Source organism: Thermopolyspora sp. NPDC052614 (assembly GCF_040678635.1).
In the GTDB taxonomy this organism is placed as follows: domain Bacteria; phylum Actinomycetota; class Actinomycetes; order Streptosporangiales; family Streptosporangiaceae; genus Thermopolyspora.
In genome coordinates this window covers 230,965-250,728 of sequence record NZ_JBFATZ010000011.1, presented here as the reverse complement: position 1 = coordinate 250,728, position 19,764 = coordinate 230,965, and the positions used below count along the sequence as shown (strand labels likewise).

Below are 19,764 nucleotides of genomic sequence, written 5' to 3'. Positions count from 1 at the left end.
ATGTTCTCCCCTCCTCACTTCGATCCTCACTTCGAGGTCGCGGCGTACGCCCTCGGAGTCCTCGACCCCGCCGACAGCGAGGCGTTCGAAGCCCACCTCGTGGACTGCATGGAATGTCAGGCCGAGCTGCTGGAACTACACGAGGTTCCGACGGCCCTCGACCTGATCAAGGGCGGCCCCATGGCGATGGACGCCGCCCCGATCCAGCCTCGGCGGGCGAGCGGCGAGGCCGCGGTGGCCTCGCTGCTCGACCGGGTGGCCGCCCGGCGGCGCAAGCGCACGCGCGGGCTGTGGCTGGCCGTGGCCGCCGCGGTCACGGTGACCGCCCTGACGCCCGTCGCCGTGCGGCAGCTGTGGCCGGACCGCGCCGAGCAGAACATCGCCTCGCAGACCTTCCGCGCCGCCAGCCCGGAGAAGAACGTCCAGGCGTCCATCGCCCTGGTCGCCCAGGACTGGGGCACCGAGGTCTCCTTCGAGCTCACGGGGGTGACGGGGCCGCTGCAGTGCACGCTGGTCGCCGTCTCCAAGACGGGCGAGACCGAGACCGTGGCGAGCTGGAAGGTCAAGGCCGGCCAGTCGTACGGCGTCGCCGGGCAGGACGAGCCGCTGAAGATCAAGGGCGCGACGTCGTTCGACAAGGCGTCCATCAAGCGATTCGAGTTCCGCACCAACAACGGACCCGATCTGCTGGACGTCCCCGCCGGATGAGGTCGGCCGGCCCGTACGGCTTCGAAGTCCCCATTGGAGTCGCCGATGAAGTCCCCGTTGAAGTCCCCAGGTCTCTTCGCCGTCCAGGCAGGGCATGCCGGTGGAGAGCCTGCGGGACTTCAGCGTCGTACCTCGTTCCTGCTTCTGCGGCGCACCTCGCGGCGTAGCGAGGCCCAGAACTCGGCGTCCATCACGCCGTCCGCGGCCATGCCCTCGATGAGGTCGGGCTGCGCGCCCACGCCTTTGCCGCCACCCATGCCGCTCCCCATGCCGATGCCGCGCCGTACCGGCATCGCGACGACCCGGCCGCCGGCCTGCTTGGCGCGGAACGTCGCCACCAGCCGGATCACCAGGGCGAGCCCGACCATGATCAGGCAGGCCACGTAGCTCAGCACCACCCACAGGGCGGCGGCGCGGCCCGCGGTGAGGCCGTGCACGATGGCGATGGGCCAGCACAGGTACGCCATGCTGTGCGCGAGCCGCCACATCCAGGGCTGCCCCCGGGTGGCGAACCGGATGCGGAACACGCCCGTCAGCGTGATCATCAGCCAGGCGAGGGCCGCCACGGTGCCCAGGCTCACCGCGACCCGATCGGCCGAGAACGGGATGAAGGCGTTGACGAATTCCGCCTTGCCCGAGGAGATCTTCAGAATGACGTGGGTCGCGAGGAAGGCCAGGCCGAACGTGGTGATCACCCGGTGGGCGATCTGCAGGAGAATGCGAAATCGGATGGACAACAGCAGGCGGTCGGTGGCGGCCAGCCCCACCATCACCGTCAAACTCAGACTTACGAGCGAGAACGCTCCAGTGTAGAACTCCAGAAAGCCGCGCACCGCGACCAGGAACGTCATGCCCTGGACGGCGATGCCGACGACCACGACCGCGGTCGCCAACGCCCCGGCGAGGAGGAGCCTGCGGCTCTTCCGACGCGGAGCGAATCCTTGTCGCATTTCCTTCATCCCATCCTCGTGAAGAGAGGGACCAGCCGTGAGGGGAACTGCCCGAGGATCTGGAACTTGCGCAAGATGACACTATCGCCACTTGACCAACTCTGGTACCAGAAAGTTATGAAAAGTGGGCGAGTTTTCAGTTCATGCGCAGGGTTCACAGGTAGCCCTCCGCCCTGGGGAGGCGGCGGGATCGCGGGGCAAGCTCACGGAAGTCTAACCTCACCAGGCTCATCGACAAACCGTCATACCAAAGGTCACGCTGGCATTGACTGGCCTATTAGGACTTTTGACCCTAAAGGTGCAAATAGGACATCTGGCGCCCTGGCGGGTCAGCCCCGCGCGCCCCGCTTCGCCGCCCATCCGCGCAGTCCGAGGGCGACCAGCAGCGCCGTGAAGACCGCCAAGGCGCCCAGCCCGCTGATGACCGCGCCGATGCGCTGGTCGGTGGCGAGCGCGACGGACTCCGCGGCGATCCCGCCGCCCGCGCCGCTCCCCGCCCACATCAGCCCGAGCCGACGATACCAATTCTCCCCCACCACCGGCCCGTCGAGCAGCGCGACGGTGATCAGCATATGCGCCGGCAGACCGGCGAGCAGGAGCCGTACGCGGTTGCCCAGTCCCAGCGGTACGGCGGGCGGGTCGGCCTCCAGCGCCAGCCGGAAGTAGAGGAATCCCGTGCCGAGGAACACGACCTGGCTCACCAGGTGCCCGGCGTGGCTCCACTGCGCCACCGTGAACAAGTCGGTGAAGTAGAACGCCGCCATCGGGACCGCGTACGCGGCCACCACCGCCAGCGGGTGGGCGGTCCATGTGCGGCCGCCGGAGAACCTCCCCTCGCCGGATCGGGCCCGCGCCCACAGGGTCAGGGGCGCGCCCAAGGCCAGCAGCAGCGGCCCGAGCACGGTGAGGACCAGGTGCTGGATCGCGTGCACGGAGAACATCGCCCTGCTGTACGCGCCGACGCCGCTGAGCATGGCGAACGCCACCACGGCGAGCCCCGCGTACCAGGCGAGCGCCCGCGTCGCCGGCCATCGGCCCTCCCGCCGCCGCAGGCACCGCATCCCCGCCGCGTAGGCGAGACCCGCGGCGACCAGCGCCAGCACGGCGACCAGATCGAGACGCCCCTCGGTGACCAGGCGCTCCCACGTCAACGGCGGCAGATCGTACCCGAGCTGCAGGCCGACCCACGACGCCTCGCCCTCCCCGGGCGGCGGCGGGGTGCGCGACAGCGCGACCGCGAGGCCGACGGTGGCGGCCATGACGAGGACCTCGCCGGCGGCGAGCCGCAGGAAGGGGCGCCGGGAGCGGCCTTCGACGAGCGCGGCGATCGTGCGCCGCCGATGCGCGAGCCCGAACGCGGCCAGCACCGCCAGGGCCAGGACCTTCACCATGACGAGCTGGCCGTACCGCGACGTCAGGAGCCGGCCGAGGTCGTCGAAGCGGCCGACGACGTTCACCAGCCCGGAGATCCCCGTCGCCGCGAAGCAGGCGAGCGCGACCGCGCTGAACCGGGTCAGCGCCGTCGCGAGCGGCTCGCCCGCGCCGCGCAGGTAGAGCAGGATCGCGACCAGGCCGCCGACCCACACGGCCACGGCCACGCCGTGCACCATCATGCTCGACACCGCCAGGTCGTGGTCGGCGGAGGAGGCGGAGTGGCCGGCGTACATCGGGGGCAGCAGGGCGAAGACGGCCAGCCCGAGCAGCGCGAGCCCGCCCCGGACCGTGGCCACGCGATTGGCCGCGGCGGCGACCGCCATCGCCGCGACCATGACGATCAGAGCGGCCCTGCCCTGGTCGAACGACCCGATCAGCTCCAGCACCGCCTCCTGGGCGGCGAGCCGGGACAGCGGCACGCCCAGGATGTCGGCGAGGGTCAGCGCGAGCCCGAGCGCGGTGCACCCCGCCCACCACAGCGCCCACTGACCGGCGGCGCGCACGCAGCGCAGCGCCGTCGGCCCCAACCTCCCGCCGTCGGCGGGCAGCAACGCCACCCCGGCGAGCAGCGCGCCCACGGTGAGCATGGCGAACCCGTTGACCAGCAGCCGCACCACCGGCAACGACCAGGTGACCACCGGCCCGGCGTCGGGCAGGTCCACGATCGCGCGGGGCGGCCCGCTCATCCCGAACCAGAGGGCCGGCACGAGCACGCCCACCCCGCAGGCCACGGCGGCCGCGGCCCAGACGACGACCCGACGCCGCCGAACCGCCGTACCCCCCGCGCCCCCAGCACCCCCAGCACCGGCCGCCTCCGGGGTCGCGTCGGCCGTCGCCCGCGTTTCCGGGCCTGCGTCCTCTCCGGTCGCAGGGCGTTCCCCGGCCGCCGGACCCTCGGCCCGCTGCTCGACGGACGACGTGCTCGAAACCATGACACCTCCTACGCGCGCGCCCCTCCGAGCGGCGTCACTGGGAGATACGCGGTGAAGAGCCAAATCGGCGCACTCGAAGCACTGTTGATAGCAGAATCTCCTCAAGTCCCATAGGCCCCGGCCCGTGCTGGTATGGGGGCAAGGCTGTGGGGTGGGCGGTTCGGCGGCTCCCGAGGCAGGCGGCGGACGCTGGTAGAGTGGCGCGTCCTCCCACACGATCGGCGTTCGCCACAGACCTGGGGTGTCCATGCACGATGACCGGCCGGTGCCGCCCGACGACGATCCGCTCGCGGCGGTCACGCGGGTGATCGCGGGCTTCGGCGTCGGTGGCCGGGCGCTGCGTGAGGTGGTGGCGCGGCTGACCGAGCGGGCGTACCGGTTCGACGAGCTGATCCGCGACTCGGGCCTGTCGCGCAGGACCGTCGAGGACCTCCTCGGCGCGCTCGGACCCGATCTGATACGGCGGCCCGGCGGCGAGCCCGAGCTGACGATCGCCCCCGAGCGGCGAGCCGCCTATCGGGACCTGTGCCGGTACGAGCACCTGGCGCGAACCAGGATCGCCGATCCGCTGGCCGAGCGGATGGCGGCGGCGTCGGAGCTGGTCGGGCGGATGGGCGAGCTGGTCGCCGCCGCGCCCGTGTCGCGCAAGGCCCTGGACCACGTCGCGGCGACGCCGGAGACCGCCGTGCGCCGGGCGGTCTGGCTCGACGGCGTCTTCGAGCTGGCCGGTCGGCGGCTGCTGTGCGTCGGCGACCACGACCTGACCTCCCTGGCGGTCTGCCAGGTGAATCCCGCCGTCGCCGTCACGGTCGTCGACATTGACGAGCGCATCCTGGAGTTCATCGACGTGCGGGCCGACCGGCTGGGCCTGGACGTGCGCTGCCTCCACGCCGATCTGCGGTTCGGGCTCCCGGCGGGCGCGGCCGAGCAGGCCGACCTGGTGGTCACCGATCCGCCGTACACGCCCGAGGGCGTGCGGTTGTTCCTCGCCCGCGGCCTGGCCGGGCTGCGGGACCGGGAGAACGCCCGGCTCGTCATGGCGTACGGGTTCGGCGAGCGTCATCCGGCGCTGGGGCTGAAGGTGCAACGTGCCGCGCAGGACCTCCACCTCGCGTGCGAGGCGATCCTGCCGGATTTCAACCGCTATGTCGGGGCGCAGGCGGTCGGGTCCAGCAGCGATCTGTACGTGTTCCGGCCAACGGCCAAGAGCTGGTCGCTGATCGGGCCTCGGGCGGAGGGCGCGCTCGCCAAGAACCACACGCACGGGATCTACACGCACGGCCCGCAGTCGCTGGAGGCCGCCCAGGAACCCTTGTCCGGCGAACCGGCCGACGCCCTGATCGACGCGGCGGCGGCCGGCTCGACCGTGACGGGCCTGACGGCCGTCGCGGGGCCGGGCTGGCCGGACGGGCACCCCCGGCTCTCCGGCGTCGCCCGCCTCGACGTCGGCGCGCTGATCGGCGAGGGGCTGCCCCGCGGCATCGCCTCCCGGCCGGGCGCGGCCGTGGCCGCCGACCTCTCCCAGGACCCGGGCCCCTGGCTGCTGCGTGCCCTGCTGGCGGTCAACGCGACGCGGCTCGCCCTGCTCGTCCCCAACAATCACCCCGACGTGGCGAACGCCGAGGGCCAGCGGCGGCTCACCGAGATCATCGCGCCCAAGTACGCCCTGCGGTTCCGCCGCAGCTTCCCCACGCCGCGTCACTGCGTCGTCGAGGCCACCGCCGTCCCGCCCGACCCGGAGGATCCGGGCTCCCTGATCGCCCACGCGCTGCTGTCCCGCGCCCACGGCAAGCTCGGCAACGTCTGGCGCGAGGCGCTCATCCGGGCGGCCCGTACCACCCGGGACGTCGTCCTCACCAAGAACCAGGCCCGCACCATGATCGAGAAGTCCGCGCCCGGCCCCGGCGTCCTCGACCTGCGCCTGATCGAACTTCCCCGCCACCGGATCCGCCACATCCTGGCGACGTCGCCGCGCGCGTTCTGATCGGCGGGGGTCTTGGACAACGGCCGAGGCGGGCAGGTCGACGGCTGTGCCGCCCCTCACTTACCTGCCCGCCTGATGCCGGTGACGCACGATGCGTGTCATTTCCCTGGTGTTACCCCTGGCATCCCTCCTTGTTTCGGCGTGGACGGTTACGGCATGAACGTTCACTATGGCGAAGTGAGGTTCGGGCGCGATTCCCGATTGTTTTGTTCGGGCTTTTCGCGGCCGCCCGTTATTTGTTTTCACGAGGACGGCGGCGGCACCGGCCACGAAGGGTCCGCGCCACCCTCCGTAGCCGGGCGCTCGTCGCCGCTCAGGCCGTCAGTAGCCGCCGCCCTGCGGCACCGCGCTGCCGCCGGTCGGGTCGCCGGGCCGGGCCGGGCGCAGGACGCCGAGCAGGCCGTGCTGGACCTTCTGGATGCCGGCGGAGAACCAGATCGCGTCGGTGCCGCCGAGTTCGGCGGTGCCGGGCTCCAGGTCCCACAGGCCCTCGATCGCGATCGGCTTGCCGTTGGGCCAGCGGAGCGGGCCGAGGTAGCGGCCGTTGTGCGGGTTGAAGGCGTTCACCCAGCCGTCGCCGAAGTTGCCGATGAGCAGGGCGTTCGAGAAGGTCCCGAAGTTCTTGGGCGCGAGGATCATGGCCCACGGGGCGTTGAGGCGGCCGCGGCTGACCATCCGGCGCAGGAAGCGGCCGTCGGGACGGAAGGCGCTGACGAAGCCCTTGCCCTTGCCCGCCACCGACTTGCCGGTGGCCGGGTCGCGCAGGGCGTAGGCGACCATGACGACGTCGCCGACGACCTCGACGTTGTAGGGGTGGTAGTTCTTCGGCATGAACGGGTCGTGGAAGGCGCGGCGTCCCAGGTGCACCCTGTTGAAGTCGCCGTCCCATACGGCGATGCGGTTGTTGGCGAAGTCGGCGGCGAGCAGGAAGTTGCCGCGGTTGGTCTCCATGAGGGCCAGGCCCTTGTAGTCGGCGCCCCTGGTGAACGCCGAGATGATCGCGTTCTTGGGGTCGGCCTCCGCGTTCCAGCCGGTGATGGCGCCGCTCGGGCTGGCGAAGATGAACGTCGCCGGGCCCTTGCCGCCCTTGCCCTTGACCACGAAGTCGTCGGTGGTGTTGACGACCTGGCCGGTCGGCGTGCCTCCGGGGATGGCCACCTCGGTGGGCGCCTTCTTGATGGAACCGGGACCGCCGCTGTACACGGTGGCGGTGCCGGTGCCGGCGTTGGAGACCCACAACGTCTTGCCGAGCGCGATGCCCCAGGCGTTGACCAGCTTGGGGTCGGTGATCGGTGCCTTGCCACGGAGGTCGGAGACCAAGGGGATCTCGGCGTACCGGGTGGCCCGAGGCGTGCCGTTCCCCGAGGTCTCCGATTTGCCGGTGGTGCTTTGCGATGTGGCGTGCGCAGGGACCGTGCCGGTGATGCCCAGGACGAGTGCCGCAGCGCAGAGCGTGACGATGCGTGGCCGCATCTGGCCTCCTATGTCGTCGGCATGCGCTTTTTCAGTTCGCACGAGAGGGTGCACATGCGCGTGGTTCGGGTGCTCCGCGCGAACTCCTACGCCGCGAGATACGCCGCCCCTCGGAGAGCGGTTCAGAGAAATTTGAAGGAAAAATTCGGCCTATTCCACGGGCTGGCGGAAGGGGTTCATTGCGGGCTCAGTGGAGAACCCCGCGAAGGGCGCCGCCGAGATACCGTTCGGCCAGGTCGCAGGTGCCCGCCGTGTAGCCGGCGCCGAGTTCGCGGGCGATCGGGACGCCGGTGTGGGACCCGATCCAGGCGACCAGCAGCAGGCGGCGGAGCATGATGAACGTCCAGATCTCCGCCTCGTCCTCCCGGGGCAGCGGGCGGACCGACCGGTAGCCCCGCGTCCAGGATTCGATCATCTCCGGCACCTGCGGGTAGTGCTCGATGAAGCTGACCGCCGCCCCGAGGTCGTACAGGAACCAGCCGAACCCGCAGTCGTCGAAGTCGATCACTCCCGGCCGGCCGCCCGCCGCGCCGTCCACCAGGAGGTTGGCGAGCCGGAGATCGGCGTGGATCAGGCCGTACCGGTCGGGCCCCCGCCCGAAGCGGGCCAGCCGCTCGCGCAGCGTGGCGTCGAGCCGGGAGAGCACGGCCGCGGCCTCCTTGTCGACGCCGGCCCCGTCCTGCCACCGGCCCCACCGGGCCACCGAGCCCAGGGCGGCGTCGTAGTCCCAGTGGAAGCGGGTGAAGCCCGGCGGGCGCGTCCACTCGCGGGCGTGCAGGTGCATGCGCGCGGTGAGCGCGCCGAGCGGCTCGAAGTCCTCGACGAGGCGGTCCTCCGCGGGCTCGGTCCCGGGCAGGAGCTCGAACATGACGCAGTGGCGGAGCTCTCCCCCGGGCGGCGCGCCGGGGTCGGGCACGGTGACGATCCGGGAGCCGTCGGCGGCGGGCAGCACGGCGGGGGTACGCACCCCGGCGTCGCGCCGCAGCGCCTCCAGCCAGGCCAGCTCGGAGGCGATCGCCTCCCGCGAGTGGTAGCCGAGCCGGTGGACCCGCAGGATCGCGGCGCCCGCCGTGCCGCCGCCGTCCCATCCGTCCAGGCCGTCCACCCGGTAGGTGGCGTTCTCGGAGACGTTGATCAGCGTGACCCGGGCCTCCGGCGGGGCGTCGTAGCGCGCCAGCGCGCGGCGCGCCACCAGCTCGACCCGGGCGAGCACCTCGTCCCGCGACAGATCGTGTTCCCTGACCTCCGCCACCCGCGTCTCCCCCTCCGATCCGATCACCCGGCTCCGATCACCCGGCCTCCGCGGGCGAGCAGCTTAGTACCACGCGCCCGGCCGCAAGCATGGAGGGCGAAACTCCGGATATGAAGCGAACTGTGCGTATGCCCGGACACGATGTTCTTGGCAAGGTTCATGGCAAGCTTTCGGTTATGGCGGTCACCCGGTGAACCTCGACCTCGCTCTGCGCATGTGCGAGTCGGCGATCAAGGAGGCACGGCGGCTCGGCGCCCTCATCTCGGTGGCGGTGGTGGACGCGGGAGGCCACCTGCTGGCGTTCCAGCGCATGGACGGGGCCGACATCGCGGGCCCGGAACTCGCGCCCGCCAAGGCGTACACGGCGGTGGCGCTGCGCGCGGCGACGGCCGACCTGGCGCCCCTGGTCGCGCCCCGCGGCGAGCTGTACGGCCTCGCCTCCGGCCGGTTCGTCTGCGTCGCCGGCGGCATACCGCTGTGGAACGCCGAGACCGTCGTCGGCGGCGTCGGCGTCAGCGGCGGGACACCGGCGCAGGACGTCGCCTGCGCCGGCCTGGCCGCCACGCTCTGGGAGGATCCGTTCTGACCGCGGGAACCGCGCAGGACTACTCGACGAGCTTCAGCGCCCCCGACGGGCACAGTTGCACGGCCTGCCGGGCCTTGCGCTCCAGTTCCCCCGTCGGTTCGGCGTCGAGCAGCACGACGGTGCCGTCCTCCTCGCTCTGGTCGAACACCTCCGGCGCCGTCAGCGCGCACATCCCCGCCCCGATGCACACATCGGTGTCGGCGCTGATCTTCATGTGATTACGCCTCCTGTCGCCTCGTCACCAGGTGACCGGCAGCCGGTGCACCTCGTAGACCTTCATACCAGTATCGGCGCGCATGGCCACCTCGTCGGACGGTAGGCCGATCGCGGCCCGGAGAAAACCATAGGCTGCGGCGCCCTCGCCCGCGACATCGTCAGACAGACTCAGGCAGACATCGTCAGGCGAGGAATTCTCCCCGGGCGACCAACACGGCCGAGCCCGCGACCTCCACGGCGTCGATTCTGTCGCCTTCGCCGAGCGCTCGGGCGTACAGGGTCGAGGGCCTGCCGATCTCCGCGCCCTGAGCGATCCGGATCTCCTCGCCGTGGGCGATCCGGCCGTGGCGCGCGAGGTGGACGGCGAAGGGCCCCGCGGCCGAGCCGGTGGCCGGGTCCTCGGCGATGCCCGCCCCCGGGGAGAACACCCGGCACTTCCAGCGGGTGCCCGCCCCCGCGAAGCAGACCACGCCCACGGTGCCGTGAGCGGCGAGCGCGGCGAGGTCCGGGGCGAGGGCGGCCACCCGTTCCTCGCTCTCCAGGGCCACGTACACGAACCGGGGGCCGTTGACGTACAGCTCGACCGGCAGCTCCGACGTCTCCACCCCGAGCGCGGCGAGGATCTCATCCGCGCGCTCGTACGGTTCCCACGTGGGGATCGGCTGCCGCATGCGCCCCGAGGCGAGCCGCCCGTCCGCGCGTTCGAACTCGACGGCCACGGCCCCGGAGCCGGTCTCCAGCACGACGCGGTCCAGGCCGTCCCGGTCGGCGATGTGGTACGCGGTGCCCAAGGTGGGGTGCCCGGCGAAGGGGAGCTCGACCGCCGGGGTGAAGATGCGCACCCGCGCGTGCCCCTCGCCCTCGGGGGGCAGCACGAAGACCGTCTCGGACAGGTTCATCTCTCGCGCGATCGCCTGGAGTCGCTCGCCGGGGATGTCCTCGGCGCGGGGGAAGACCGCCAGCGGGTTGCCCTCCAGAGGTGTGTCGGTGAAGACGTCCAAGATCACATAAGGGTACATAGGCAATAAGCTATATAGCTAAGTCCCTAATCGACAAGCGGCGCGGTCCGGGCGGCGCATCCCGAAGGGCGCGTCAGAGAACGGCGAGCAGCGCCTCGATCTCGGCGCGGTCGGGCATGGAGGTGCTCGCGCCCTCCTTCCGCACCGACAGGGCGGCCGCGGCCGAGGCGAAGCGGAGCGCCTGTTCGCAGGGGCGGCCCTCGGCGCGGGCCACCGCGAGGGCTCCGGCGAAGGTGTCCCCGGCCGCCGTGGTGTCGACCGCCTTCACCTTGACGGCGGGGACGTGCAGGCGCTTCCCGTCGCGGGAGCCGTACAGGACGCCCTCGGAGCCCAGCGTGATCACCACCTCGGGGACCCGTTCGAGCAGCGCGTCAAGCGCCCGCTCCGGCTCCCCGGCGCCGGTGAGCGCGGCGGCCTCGTGCTCGTTCGGCACGATCACGTCGACGGCGTCGAGCAGCTCGCCGGGAAGAGGCCGCGCCGGCGCCGGAGTGAGGATCACCGAGACCGCGCCGCCCCGTCCGGCGTGCGGGCGGGGGCCGGCGCCGACGGTGTAGGCCTCGTGGTCCCCGCCGCCGACGGCGGCGGCCTGCCGGGCGGCGGAGATCACCGCCTCCAGCGGCAGTTCGAGCTGCAGCAGCAGCACGTCGGTGCGGGAGATCGCGGCGATCTCCGCCTCGCCCGGCCCGGTCATCCTTCCGTTGGCCCCCGGCACCACGATGATGGAGTTGCCGCCCTGCTCGTCCACCACGATGTGGGCGATGCCCGAGGGCCCTTCGACCTCCCGCAGGTGGGTGACGTCCACGCCCGCCTCGACCAGCGTCTCGCGCAGCCGGGGCCCGAAGGCGTCGTCCCCGACCGCGCCGACGAAGGTCACCGGCGCCCCTGCCCGTGCCGCCGCGATCGCCTGGTTGGCGCCCTTCCCTCCGGGGATCATCCGGAACGCCCGCCCGGTGACGGTCTCCCCGCGTCCGGGCGCGGCCTCGACGTAGGCGACGAGATCCATGTTGACGCTGCCGAAAACCGAGATCACGCCCGGCACCTACCCGCTGCCGCCGCCCGTCAAGCGGGTGATCCGTCAGGAGACGGGCCCGGCGGAGCCGACCTGGGCCGCCCGGTGGACGACGTGGTCCACCATCCCGTACGCCCGTGCCTCCTCGGCGGTGAACCACCGGTCCCGGTCCCAGTCGGCCTCCACCTGCTCCACGCTCTGCCCGGTGTGGAAGGCGATGCGCTCGGCGAAGGTCTTCTTCACGTACCGCATCTGCTCGGCCTGGATTCTGATGTCGCTGGCGGTGCCGCCCAGGCCGCCGGAGGGCTGGTGCATCATCACCCGCGCGTGCCGCAGCGCGTACCGCCGGCCGGGGGTGCCCGCGCACAGCAGGACCTGCGCCATCGAGGCGGCGAGGCCGATCGCCACCGTGCTGATCGGGTTGGGGAGGTACTGCATGACGTCGTACATCGCCATCCCGGCGGTCACCGAGCCGCCGGGCGAGTTGATGTAGAGGAAGATGTCGCGCTCGTCGTCCTCGGCGGCGAGCAGCAGGAGCTGGCCGCAGACCCGGTTGGCGATCTCGTCGTCGATCTCGCTGCCGATGAACACGATCCGCTCGGCGAGCAGGCGGTCGAAGACCCGCTCGGTGTGCGGCGAGGGCGGCAGCTCCGTCACCCGGCTTGCCGGCGTCAGAAGGGGATTGCGCTGGTCCACGGGTCCTCCCGGCGTACGTTCTGTACAGAATTGTAAAAACGTACAGAATGATAGCATGGAGGCATGACGCGAGAGATCCCGGTGACTCAGGCACGAGCCGAGCTGGCGGAACTGGTGAACCGGGTCGCCTATAGCGGGGAGCGCGTGGTGCTCACCCGGCACGGCCGCCCACTGGCCGCCATCGTGTCGGCCGACGACCTGGAGATCCTCCAGGCGCTCAGCGAACAGCGCATCGCCCTCACCTCGATCGGTCAGGGCGAGCGCCACCCCATGCCCTCCCCCGGGGAGGAGACGCCGCTGCGCATCGTCGCCGAGCACCGCCCCACCGGCTTCGAACGGCCCGGCGGGTTCGAGGGCCCCCGGCACCTATGACCGGTCACACGCCCTGACCCACGCGCTGGCCCACGCGCGCGGCCTCCACCGTCGCCTCCCAGGCGTCGATGGTCAGCACCTCGCGCATGCCCACCGACAGGTACAGGCCGAGGGCGGAGGTGTTGTTGCCCGCGTCCACGTGCAGGTAGGTGCCGCGACGGCCGCGGCGCTCGTCCTCGGCGAAGGCGCGCGAGAGCAGCAGCCTCCCGAGGCCCCGGCCGCGGAAGCGGGGCAGCACGGCCAGGTTGCGCACGTATCCGCAGTTCTCGTCCGGCACGAACTGGTCGGAGCCGAGGATCATGCCCGCGGGCAGCCCGTGCACCCGGGCCAGCAGAAGCTGGGACCAGTCGTTGGCGGCGGAGGATTCCAGGTACTCGGCCCACTCGTCCAGGCTTCGGGCGACGTGGCCGTAGTGGGTCGCGAACGCCTCCTCGTAGACGCGGTGCGCCGCGGCGAGCGCCTCCTCGTCGTCGGCGCCCCGGTGCAGCGTGACCCCGGGCAGGAACAGGGGCCGCGGGCCGCCGCCGTGCTCGATGTAGAGCCGCCGGAAGGCGGTCGCCGAGGTGAACCCGTGCGCCCGCGCCGCCTCCCGCCCGGCCTCGTCCTGCCGGTAGATGCCGATGCCCACGCGGACGCGCTCGTGCCCGGACTCCGCGCCGATCTCCCGGGCCCGCCCGAGCACCGCCTCCCACAGCAGGGCCCTGGCGTCCGGGTCGCACGCCACCACCTCGACGCCGACCTGCGCGCCGCTCCCCTGGCGGCTCGCCCAGCCCCAGCCGGCCACCCGCCCGCCGGGACGCTCCCGCAACAGCCAGGCGTCTCGCGCGGGGTCGAAGCCGGGCTCGGCGAACTGGTCGGCGATGTCGTCGAGGGTCACGTCGGCCATGCCGATCACCCCGAGGTTGTGGCGGGACACCAGGGCGTAGATGTCGGCGGCGTCACTCACGCACGGCCGCTCGATTGAGAACCTTTCCATGCCCCCGTTGTACGCCCCGCCACTTGGGTGCCATTTGCCGCTGACTTGTGCCCTACTGCTGAGCCTGCTGTGGGGCCTGCTATGACGCCGACTATGACGTTGGCTATGACGTGGGGGGCTCGGCCCGGTGCTCCCCGCCGGGCACGCGCGCCGGGCAGTGCCGTACCCGCAGCCCGGCGCCCCACCGAATGATCGCGTCCTCGTCGGCGAACGCGACCGCCCGCAGCATGTTGCCGCCGTCCGACGCCTCCACCGCACGGCGAAGCCGCCGCTGATACGCCACGGGCAGCCGCGTCGATCCGGCCTCGATCGTGTCCCCGTAGAAGTGCGAGAACGCCACCCCCGCGAACCCGGTACGCCCGAGCAGCACCGGCAGCGTTTGCGAGGAGTAGAACATGAGATGGTTCTTGGTGAACCCGTTCCACTTGCTCCCGGACGCCTTGAGCAGCAGCGATCGGGCGTTCACGGTGAGGATCAGCAGCACCCCGCCGGGCGCCAGCATTCGGCGGAACCTGTCGAAGTCCTCCAGCGGCCGGGGCAGGTGGGCCAGCACCGACCACAACGTGATGACGTCGAACCCGCCCCGGGCGATCTCGGGGATCTCCTCGGCCACGCCGTGGAAGGCGCGCCCGCGCCGCAGCCGCTCGTTGGCCAGCTTCACCGAGTCCGGCGACAGATCGACGCCGGTGACGTCGAACCCCCGCTCCTCGGCGAGTTCCAGGAACAGGCCCGAGCCGCAGCCGAAGTCGAGCAGCCGCCGGCCCGTCCCGTCCCGGAACACCTCGCCGAAGGCGTCCATCGTCAGCCGGTAGCGCCGCTGCCGGTTGGCGGCGTAGTCGCCGGTGAGGAAGCCGCTGTAGTTCTTGGCGTACAGGTCGCCGAGCCGTTCCGGCCGGATGTTGGGGTTGCGGTAGAGAAACCCGCACGAAGGGCAGCGCACCACGACGTAGGACCAGGCGGGCCTGGTGTCGCCCTTCTTCTTCTCCCCCTGCGGCCGGAACAGCGGCTGCTGCCTGCTCTCCCCGCACAGCATGCAGCTCAGATACTCCTCGATGGGGCCGAGGGACACCCTGCGCTTGAACTCCTCCAGCGAGATGATCTCGGTGCCGCGGACGAGCCTGCGCCAGGACAGCTCGCGGAGCAGCCGCTCCCCCGGTCGCACGTAGACGCGCTGTGCCTGCGGAACCTTGTCGTAGCGCTTGCCGTACAGAAGGCGACCCAGTGCGCGTTTGGCTGTGGCCATACCTACCTCGCCGTTTGCCTCAACGTGTCACGCACAAAACCGGCAATCAACCCCCGGCCCGCGTGGTGGGCTCCCATTCGTACCGCTTGCCGCCAACAAATCGCCCCAGGGCACGCTTGACGTGGCGATGTCCTACCTCGCCGTTTGCCGCGACGTTCCACACCGTCACGCACCCGTACGCCCCGCGCAGCGGGTCAGCCCGGCGGGACCCCGGGTGCTAGGTCCGAGGCCGGGCGGCGGCCCAGTCGAGGAGGGCTTCGGCGGTGTCGAAGCGGCGGCCGGAGTCGGTCTCGCCCAGGATGACGCCGATCAGGCGGGTGCCGTCGCGGTCGGCGGCGAAGGCGAGGGTGTATCCGGCGGCGCGGGTGTAGCCGGTCTTGACGCCGATGACGCCGGGCGCGCCGAGCAGGTGGTTGGTGTTCCGCCAGGAGTAGGCGTCGTGGTCGGCGGTCGCGGGGAGGGAGTGGTGCCGCGTGGAGGTGACCGCCTCCAGGACCGGGTTGCCGACCACCGCGGCGGCGAGGCGCGCCTGGTCGGCGGCGGTGGAGTAGCCCCCGCCGTTGGTCGGCATGCCGTCCGGGTTGACGTACCGGGTGTCGTTCATGCCGAGTTCGCGGGCGGCGGCGTTCATCTTGTCGACGAACCCGTCGACGCCGGGGCCGTAGGTGCGGGCGAACACGTGGGCGGCGTCCGCGCCGGACGGGAGCAGCAGGGCGTACAGCATCTCCTCGACGGTGAGGCGGTCCCCGGCGTGCAGGCCCGCGACGGACGCGTCGCCGCTCGCGCCGTAGCGCACGTCGGCGGCGGTGACCTTGACGGTGTCGGTCGGCTTGGCGTGCTTGAGCACGACGTACGCGGTCATCATCTTGGTCAGGCTCGCGATGGGCATGCGCTCGCCGGACTCTTTGTCGTAGTAGACCCTGCCGGTCTTCGCGTCCATGACGTAGGCGGCCCGGCCGAGTACGGCGGGGGCGTCGGCGCCGAGGGCGAGAGCGACCGCCGACGTGGCGGGCGTGGCGGCGGCCGCGGCGGGGGCGGCTCCGGCGGTGACGGCGCCCGCGGCCAGGGCGGCGCCGATGAGGGCGTGGGTGAGCCGGTTCTTGACGTATGTGGGCATGAAGGGGCTGTGCTCCTTGCTTCCATTGCCGCCTACCGGGTGAGGAGCACGGGCCGGAGAGCGCCCTGCGGGCGCGGCGAGGGCCGGTCCCGTTCACCCCGGGTGGGTGGATCCCGGCTCCGCGATGCGGATTCGGCGGCCGGGCGTCGTCCTGCGGGAATCCCCGGACGAAGACGCGGTCCGGGCGGCGAACACCGGCGCATCGTCAACGACGTGCCAGGTGTGACACCCGAAGGTAGCATACAGTCATAAAAGGTGTAAATAGGACAAAACGCGCACCAGGCGGTCTCAGACCGGACGCCCCGGGGACCGCGTCCGTCCCCGGCCCGAAGGCGCCGCGGCCCGCGGCCGGTCGCGGGGCTCCTCCCCGGACGCCCGCCGCAGCAGCGGCGTGAGGCGATGCGGCACCAGCTCGCGCATGACCAGCCCGGTGGTGGTGCGCTCGACCCCCGCGACGGCCAGGATGTGCCCGGCGACGCGATACAGGTCCTCGGCGTCGGCCGCGACCACCCGGATGAGCAGGTCGGTCTCGCCGCTGAGCCCCAGGACCTCGACCACCTCCGGCACGTCCGCCAGCGCCTCGGCCACCTCCGCGAGCCGGTGCTGATCGACCCGGGCCGTGATGAACGCGGTCAGCGGATAGCCGAGGGCCGCGGTGGAGATACGGCGCTCGAAGGACCCCAGCGCGCCGCTCCGCTCCAGCCTTGTCAGCCGCGCCTGGACCGTGTTGCGGGACAGGCCCAGCCTCTCGGCCAGGGCCAGAACCGTCGCACGCGGCTCGTCGCGGAGCGCGAGCAGGATGCGGGCGTCGGTGGCGTCGATGGCCGCCTCATGCCTCATGCTGTTCAAATGACGGATCCTCCTCTACGAGAGGATTGAGCATATTGCTCAATCAACAACATAACTATTGCGCAGATCGCACCCATTTCATCTACTAGACAGACATACGGACAACTTCCCGGCATGTACGGGTAGCTCTGGCAAAGGGGGCTGCGATGCGCGCCTACTCACCCTCGCCGTCGCCCTCGCTCGAAGCGGCCCCGGGCCTCTCCGACGAGAGGCCGGCGACGCTGGAAGCGATCGAGCGCCGGGTGCTGTGGCTGGCGACGGCGATGATCGACCACGCCAACCGGGTGCGCCCCAACCCCTCGGGCCTGAAGGTCGGCGGCCACCAGGCGTCCAGCGCCTCGATGACCACGATCATGACCGCGTTGTGGTTCGGCCACCTGACGGCGGCCGACCGCGTCTCGGTCAAGCCGCACGCCTCGCCGGTGCTGCACGCCATCAACTACCTGCTCGGCGAGCTGGACGAGTCGTACCTGACCCGGCTGCGCTCCTTCGGCGGCCTGCAGAGCTATCCCAGCCGGTCCAAGGACCCCGACCCGGTCGACTACTCCACCGGCTCGGTCGGCATCGGCGCCACCGCCCCGATCTGGGGCGCGATCGCGCGCCGCTACGTCGAGGGCCGGTTCGGCGGCGCGGGAATCGGCCGCCAGTACGCCCTGCTCGGCGACGCCGAGCTCGACGAGGGCGCCTGCTGGGAGGCGATCCAGGACCCCATGGTCGCCGGCCTGGGCGAGGTCGTGTGGATCGTCGACCTGAACCGGCAGTCGCTCGACCGGGTCGTCCCGGAGATGGCCGTGCGGCGGCTGGAGGGCATGTTCGCCGCGGCGGGCTGGCAGGTGCTCACCCTCAAGTACGGCCGGCTGCTGCGGCGGCTGTTCGACCGCCCCGGCGGCGAGGCGTTGCGCACGCGCCTGGACGCGATGAGCAACCCGGAGTACCAGCGGCTGCTGCGCTGCGCCCCGGAACGGCTCCGCGAGCGGCTGCCCGGCACCGGCCCCGGCCGCGAGCCCATCGCCCGTCTCATCGCGGACCTCGACGACGACACCCTGCGCGCCGCCGTGCGCAACCTCGGCGGGCACGACCTGGGCGCGCTGCTGGACGCGTACGCGGCCATCGACGACGCCCGGCCCACCGTGATCTTCGCGTACACGGTGAAGGGACACCGCCTCGCCACCGAGGGCCACCCGCAGAACCACTCGGCGCTGCTCACGGCCGAGCAGTTGCGCCGGCTCGCCGCCGACCTGGGGGCCGACCCGGACGCGCCGTGGACCCGTTTCCCCGCGGGCGGGGCGGAGGCCGTGCTGTGCGCCCGTACGGCAGAACGGCTGCGCCGTGCCGAACCGAGCGCGACGACACAGGGCGCGACGACACCGCCCCCGGTGCCCGCGGACCTGGGCCGCACCCCGTCCGGCACCGGCAGCACCCAGCAGGCCCTCGGCCGCGTGCTGCTCGACCTGACCAGGCGCGCCCCCGAGGCCGCCGACCGCATCGTCACCGTCAGCCCGGACGTGAGCTCCTCGACGAACCTTGGCGGCTGGCTGAACAAGGTCGGCGTGTGGGCCCCGTCCGATCGGGTGGACTGGTTCGCCGACGACGCCGAGACGATCCTGCACTGGCGGGAGGGCCCGGCGGGGCGGCACCTGGAGCTGGGCATCGCCGAGACGAACCTGGTCGGCCTGCTGGGCGAGCTCGGCGCCACGTGGAGCCGCTGGGGGCAGCCGCTGCTGCCGATCGGCGTGGTGTACGACCCGTTCGTGAACCGGGCGCTTGAGCCGTGGTCGTTCGGCGTCTACGCGGGCGGCCAGTCGATCCTGATCGGCACGCCCTCGGGCGTGACCCTCGCCCCCGAGGGCGGGGCCCACCAGTCGATCACGACGCCTTCGCTCGGCCTGGAGCAGCCGGGCGTGCTGTCGTACGAGCCGGCCTTCGTCCTCGACACCGAGTGGTGCCTGCTGGAGGCGCTGGCCAGGCTCGGCAGGCCGGACGGCTGCTCGGCGTACCTGCGCCTGTCCACCCGGCCGGTGGATCAGTCGCTCGCCGCCGTCCCGGCCGACCCCGCCGCGCGGGAGCGGCACCGCCGCCAGGTCGTCGCCGGGGCCTACCCGCTGCGCCGCCGCCCGAATCCCCGGGTGACGGTGGCCGCGATGGGGGCCCTGGTCACCGAGGCGCTGGCCGCCGCCGACCGGCTGGAGGCCCTCGGCGTCGCCGCCGACGTCGTCTGCGTCACCAGCCCGGACCTGCTGTTCCGCGCCGGGCGTGCCCGCCGGGGCCTTGAGGAGGCCCCGAGCTGGATCCTCGACCAGGTCTTCCCGGCCGACCGGGCGACTCCCTTGGTCACCGTGCTCGACGGGCATCCGCACACGCTGGCGTTCCTGGCCACGGTCAACAACGTCCCCGTCACGACGCTGGGCGTGACCCGCTTCGGCCAGAGCGGCGCGCTCGACGAGGTCTACCGCCACCACGGCATCGACGCCGACGCGATCGTCGCCGCCGCGCTGGACCTGGTCGAGTGACGCCGACGGCGCACCACCCCCAACCGCGCCCCCAAACCGCGCCCCCAAACCGGCCCAGACCGCCCCGGACCGCACCGTCGGTCCTCCCCCCGCCGAGGTCAAGGACGGTCTCCCTCGTTATCGTGTACCGGTGTTTGACCAGGAGGAAGGGCCGGCCGCCCCGCTGCGCCGGATCGTGGACATGCTGGGCCCGGGGCAACTGGCCCTGCCGTCCGCCGACCCCGGCGTACTCGCCGCGGTCGATCAGCACATGGCGGCGCTGCGCGAGACGATCGACCTCGACGAGGAGACCCTCGGCGACTATCTGCTCGGCTTCGTCGACGAGCTGCGCGACCGCGGCTGGATCTTCACCGGCGTCCAGGACTACCCGACCCTTCGCCTGACGGCCATCGTCCTGCTCGCCCGCAGGCTCGGCTACCTCGACGACGAGCTCCCGGC

At 72.1% G+C, this 19,764-nt stretch carries 17 protein-coding genes and 1 pseudogene; 6 read left to right on the top strand and 12 right to left on the bottom strand.

The window, feature by feature from the left end; all coding sequences use genetic code 11:
* Window positions 1–708 (top strand): zf-HC2 domain-containing protein, encoded by a 708-nt coding sequence (locus AB0K60_RS24130; protein ID WP_364059059.1) that lies wholly within the window; start codon window positions 1–3, stop codon window positions 706–708.
* Between the two features lie 119 nt (window positions 709–827).
* Here AB0K60_RS24130 and AB0K60_RS24125 read toward each other — a convergent pair whose 3' ends face one another.
* Window positions 828–1,658 (bottom strand): hypothetical protein, encoded by an 831-nt coding sequence (locus AB0K60_RS24125; protein WP_364059056.1) that lies wholly within the window; start codon window positions 1,656–1,658, stop codon window positions 828–830.
* A 329-nt stretch (window positions 1,659–1,987) separates the two neighbouring features.
* Entirely contained in the window at window positions 1,988–4,024 is a 2,037-nt protein-coding gene (locus AB0K60_RS24120; protein WP_364059053.1) for a cytochrome c oxidase assembly protein, read from the bottom strand.
* Between the two features lie 247 nt (window positions 4,025–4,271).
* Here AB0K60_RS24120 and AB0K60_RS24115 point away from each other — a divergent pair, with 247 nt between their 5' ends.
* Window positions 4,272–6,008, top strand: coding sequence for a bis-aminopropyl spermidine synthase family protein (locus tag AB0K60_RS24115; protein ID WP_364059164.1), 1,737 nt, complete (start codon window positions 4,272–4,274; stop codon window positions 6,006–6,008).
* A 321-nt stretch (window positions 6,009–6,329) separates the two neighbouring features.
* On the opposite strand, the gene AB0K60_RS24110 is transcribed toward AB0K60_RS24115, so the two are convergent.
* On the bottom strand, window positions 6,330–7,481 hold the full coding sequence (locus tag AB0K60_RS24110) for a TIGR03118 family protein (protein ID WP_364059050.1): 1,152 nt from the start codon (window positions 7,479–7,481) through the stop codon (window positions 6,330–6,332).
* A gap of 187 nt (window positions 7,482–7,668) precedes the next feature.
* Window positions 7,669–8,760: a phosphotransferase gene (locus tag AB0K60_RS24105; RefSeq protein ID WP_364059047.1), complete on the bottom strand. Its 1,092-nt coding sequence runs from the start codon at window positions 8,758–8,760 to the stop codon at window positions 7,669–7,671.
* Window positions 8,761–8,923: 163 nt separating this feature from the next.
* On the opposite strand from AB0K60_RS24105, the gene AB0K60_RS24100 reads away from it, so the two are divergent.
* Complete coding sequence (locus AB0K60_RS24100) at window positions 8,924–9,319, top strand: heme-binding protein (protein WP_364059044.1); 396 nt, start codon at window positions 8,924–8,926, stop codon at window positions 9,317–9,319.
* A gap of 19 nt (window positions 9,320–9,338) precedes the next feature.
* On the opposite strand, the gene AB0K60_RS24095 is transcribed toward AB0K60_RS24100, so the two are convergent.
* The 4 genes from AB0K60_RS24095 to AB0K60_RS24080 form a co-directional block, all read right to left on the bottom strand.
* Window positions 9,339–9,533, bottom strand: a complete 195-nt coding sequence (locus AB0K60_RS24095; RefSeq protein ID WP_364059041.1) for a (4Fe-4S)-binding protein — start codon at window positions 9,531–9,533, stop codon at window positions 9,339–9,341.
* 184 nt (window positions 9,534–9,717) lie between these two features.
* The gene (locus AB0K60_RS24090; RefSeq protein ID WP_364059038.1) at window positions 9,718–10,554 is read right to left on the bottom strand and encodes a PhzF family phenazine biosynthesis protein; all 837 of its coding nucleotides are present in this window, start codon (window positions 10,552–10,554) and stop codon (window positions 9,718–9,720) included.
* Between the two features lie 73 nt (window positions 10,555–10,627).
* Window positions 10,628–11,593 carry a ribokinase gene (locus AB0K60_RS24085; RefSeq protein ID WP_364059035.1) on the bottom strand — a complete coding sequence of 322 codons (966 nt, stop codon included), beginning with the start codon at window positions 11,591–11,593 and terminating at the stop codon, window positions 10,628–10,630.
* Window positions 11,594–11,629: 36 nt separating this feature from the next.
* On the bottom strand, window positions 11,630–12,220 hold the full coding sequence (locus AB0K60_RS24080) for an ATP-dependent Clp protease proteolytic subunit (RefSeq protein ID WP_364059161.1): 591 nt from the start codon (window positions 12,218–12,220) through the stop codon (window positions 11,630–11,632).
* A 102-nt stretch (window positions 12,221–12,322) separates the two neighbouring features.
* Here AB0K60_RS24080 and AB0K60_RS24075 point away from each other — a divergent pair, with 102 nt between their 5' ends.
* Window positions 12,323–12,631 (top strand): type II toxin-antitoxin system Phd/YefM family antitoxin, encoded by a 309-nt coding sequence (locus AB0K60_RS24075; RefSeq protein ID WP_364059032.1) that lies wholly within the window; start codon window positions 12,323–12,325, stop codon window positions 12,629–12,631.
* A 4-nt stretch (window positions 12,632–12,635) separates the two neighbouring features.
* Here the strand turns inward: AB0K60_RS24075 and AB0K60_RS24070 are convergent, their stop codons facing one another.
* The 4 genes from AB0K60_RS24070 to AB0K60_RS24055 all read right to left on the bottom strand — a co-directional run bounded on the left by AB0K60_RS24070 (window position 12,636) and on the right by AB0K60_RS24055 (window position 16,807).
* Window positions 12,636–13,607, bottom strand: a complete 972-nt coding sequence (locus tag AB0K60_RS24070; protein ID WP_364059029.1) for a GNAT family N-acetyltransferase — start codon at window positions 13,605–13,607, stop codon at window positions 12,636–12,638.
* A 103-nt stretch (window positions 13,608–13,710) separates the two neighbouring features.
* Complete coding sequence (locus AB0K60_RS24065) at window positions 13,711–14,850, bottom strand: class I SAM-dependent methyltransferase (RefSeq protein WP_364059026.1); 1,140 nt, start codon at window positions 14,848–14,850, stop codon at window positions 13,711–13,713.
* A 217-nt stretch (window positions 14,851–15,067) separates the two neighbouring features.
* On the bottom strand, window positions 15,068–15,967 hold the full coding sequence (locus AB0K60_RS24060) for a D-alanyl-D-alanine carboxypeptidase family protein (protein WP_364059023.1): 900 nt from the start codon (window positions 15,965–15,967) through the stop codon (window positions 15,068–15,070).
* 288 nt (window positions 15,968–16,255) lie between these two features.
* Window positions 16,256–16,807, bottom strand: coding sequence for an Lrp/AsnC family transcriptional regulator (locus AB0K60_RS24055; RefSeq protein ID WP_364059158.1), 552 nt, complete (start codon window positions 16,805–16,807; stop codon window positions 16,256–16,258).
* 155 nt (window positions 16,808–16,962) lie between these two features.
* On the opposite strand from AB0K60_RS24055, the gene AB0K60_RS24050 reads away from it, so the two are divergent.
* Entirely contained in the window at window positions 16,963–19,326 is a 2,364-nt protein-coding gene (locus AB0K60_RS24050; RefSeq protein WP_364059020.1) for a pyruvate dehydrogenase, read from the top strand.
* Window positions 19,327–19,507: 181 nt separating this feature from the next.
* Window positions 19,508–19,732: pseudogene (locus AB0K60_RS24045) on the top strand (DUF6401 family natural product biosynthesis protein); the annotation flags it as partial.
* Between the last annotated feature and the right edge of the window lie 32 nt (window positions 19,733–19,764).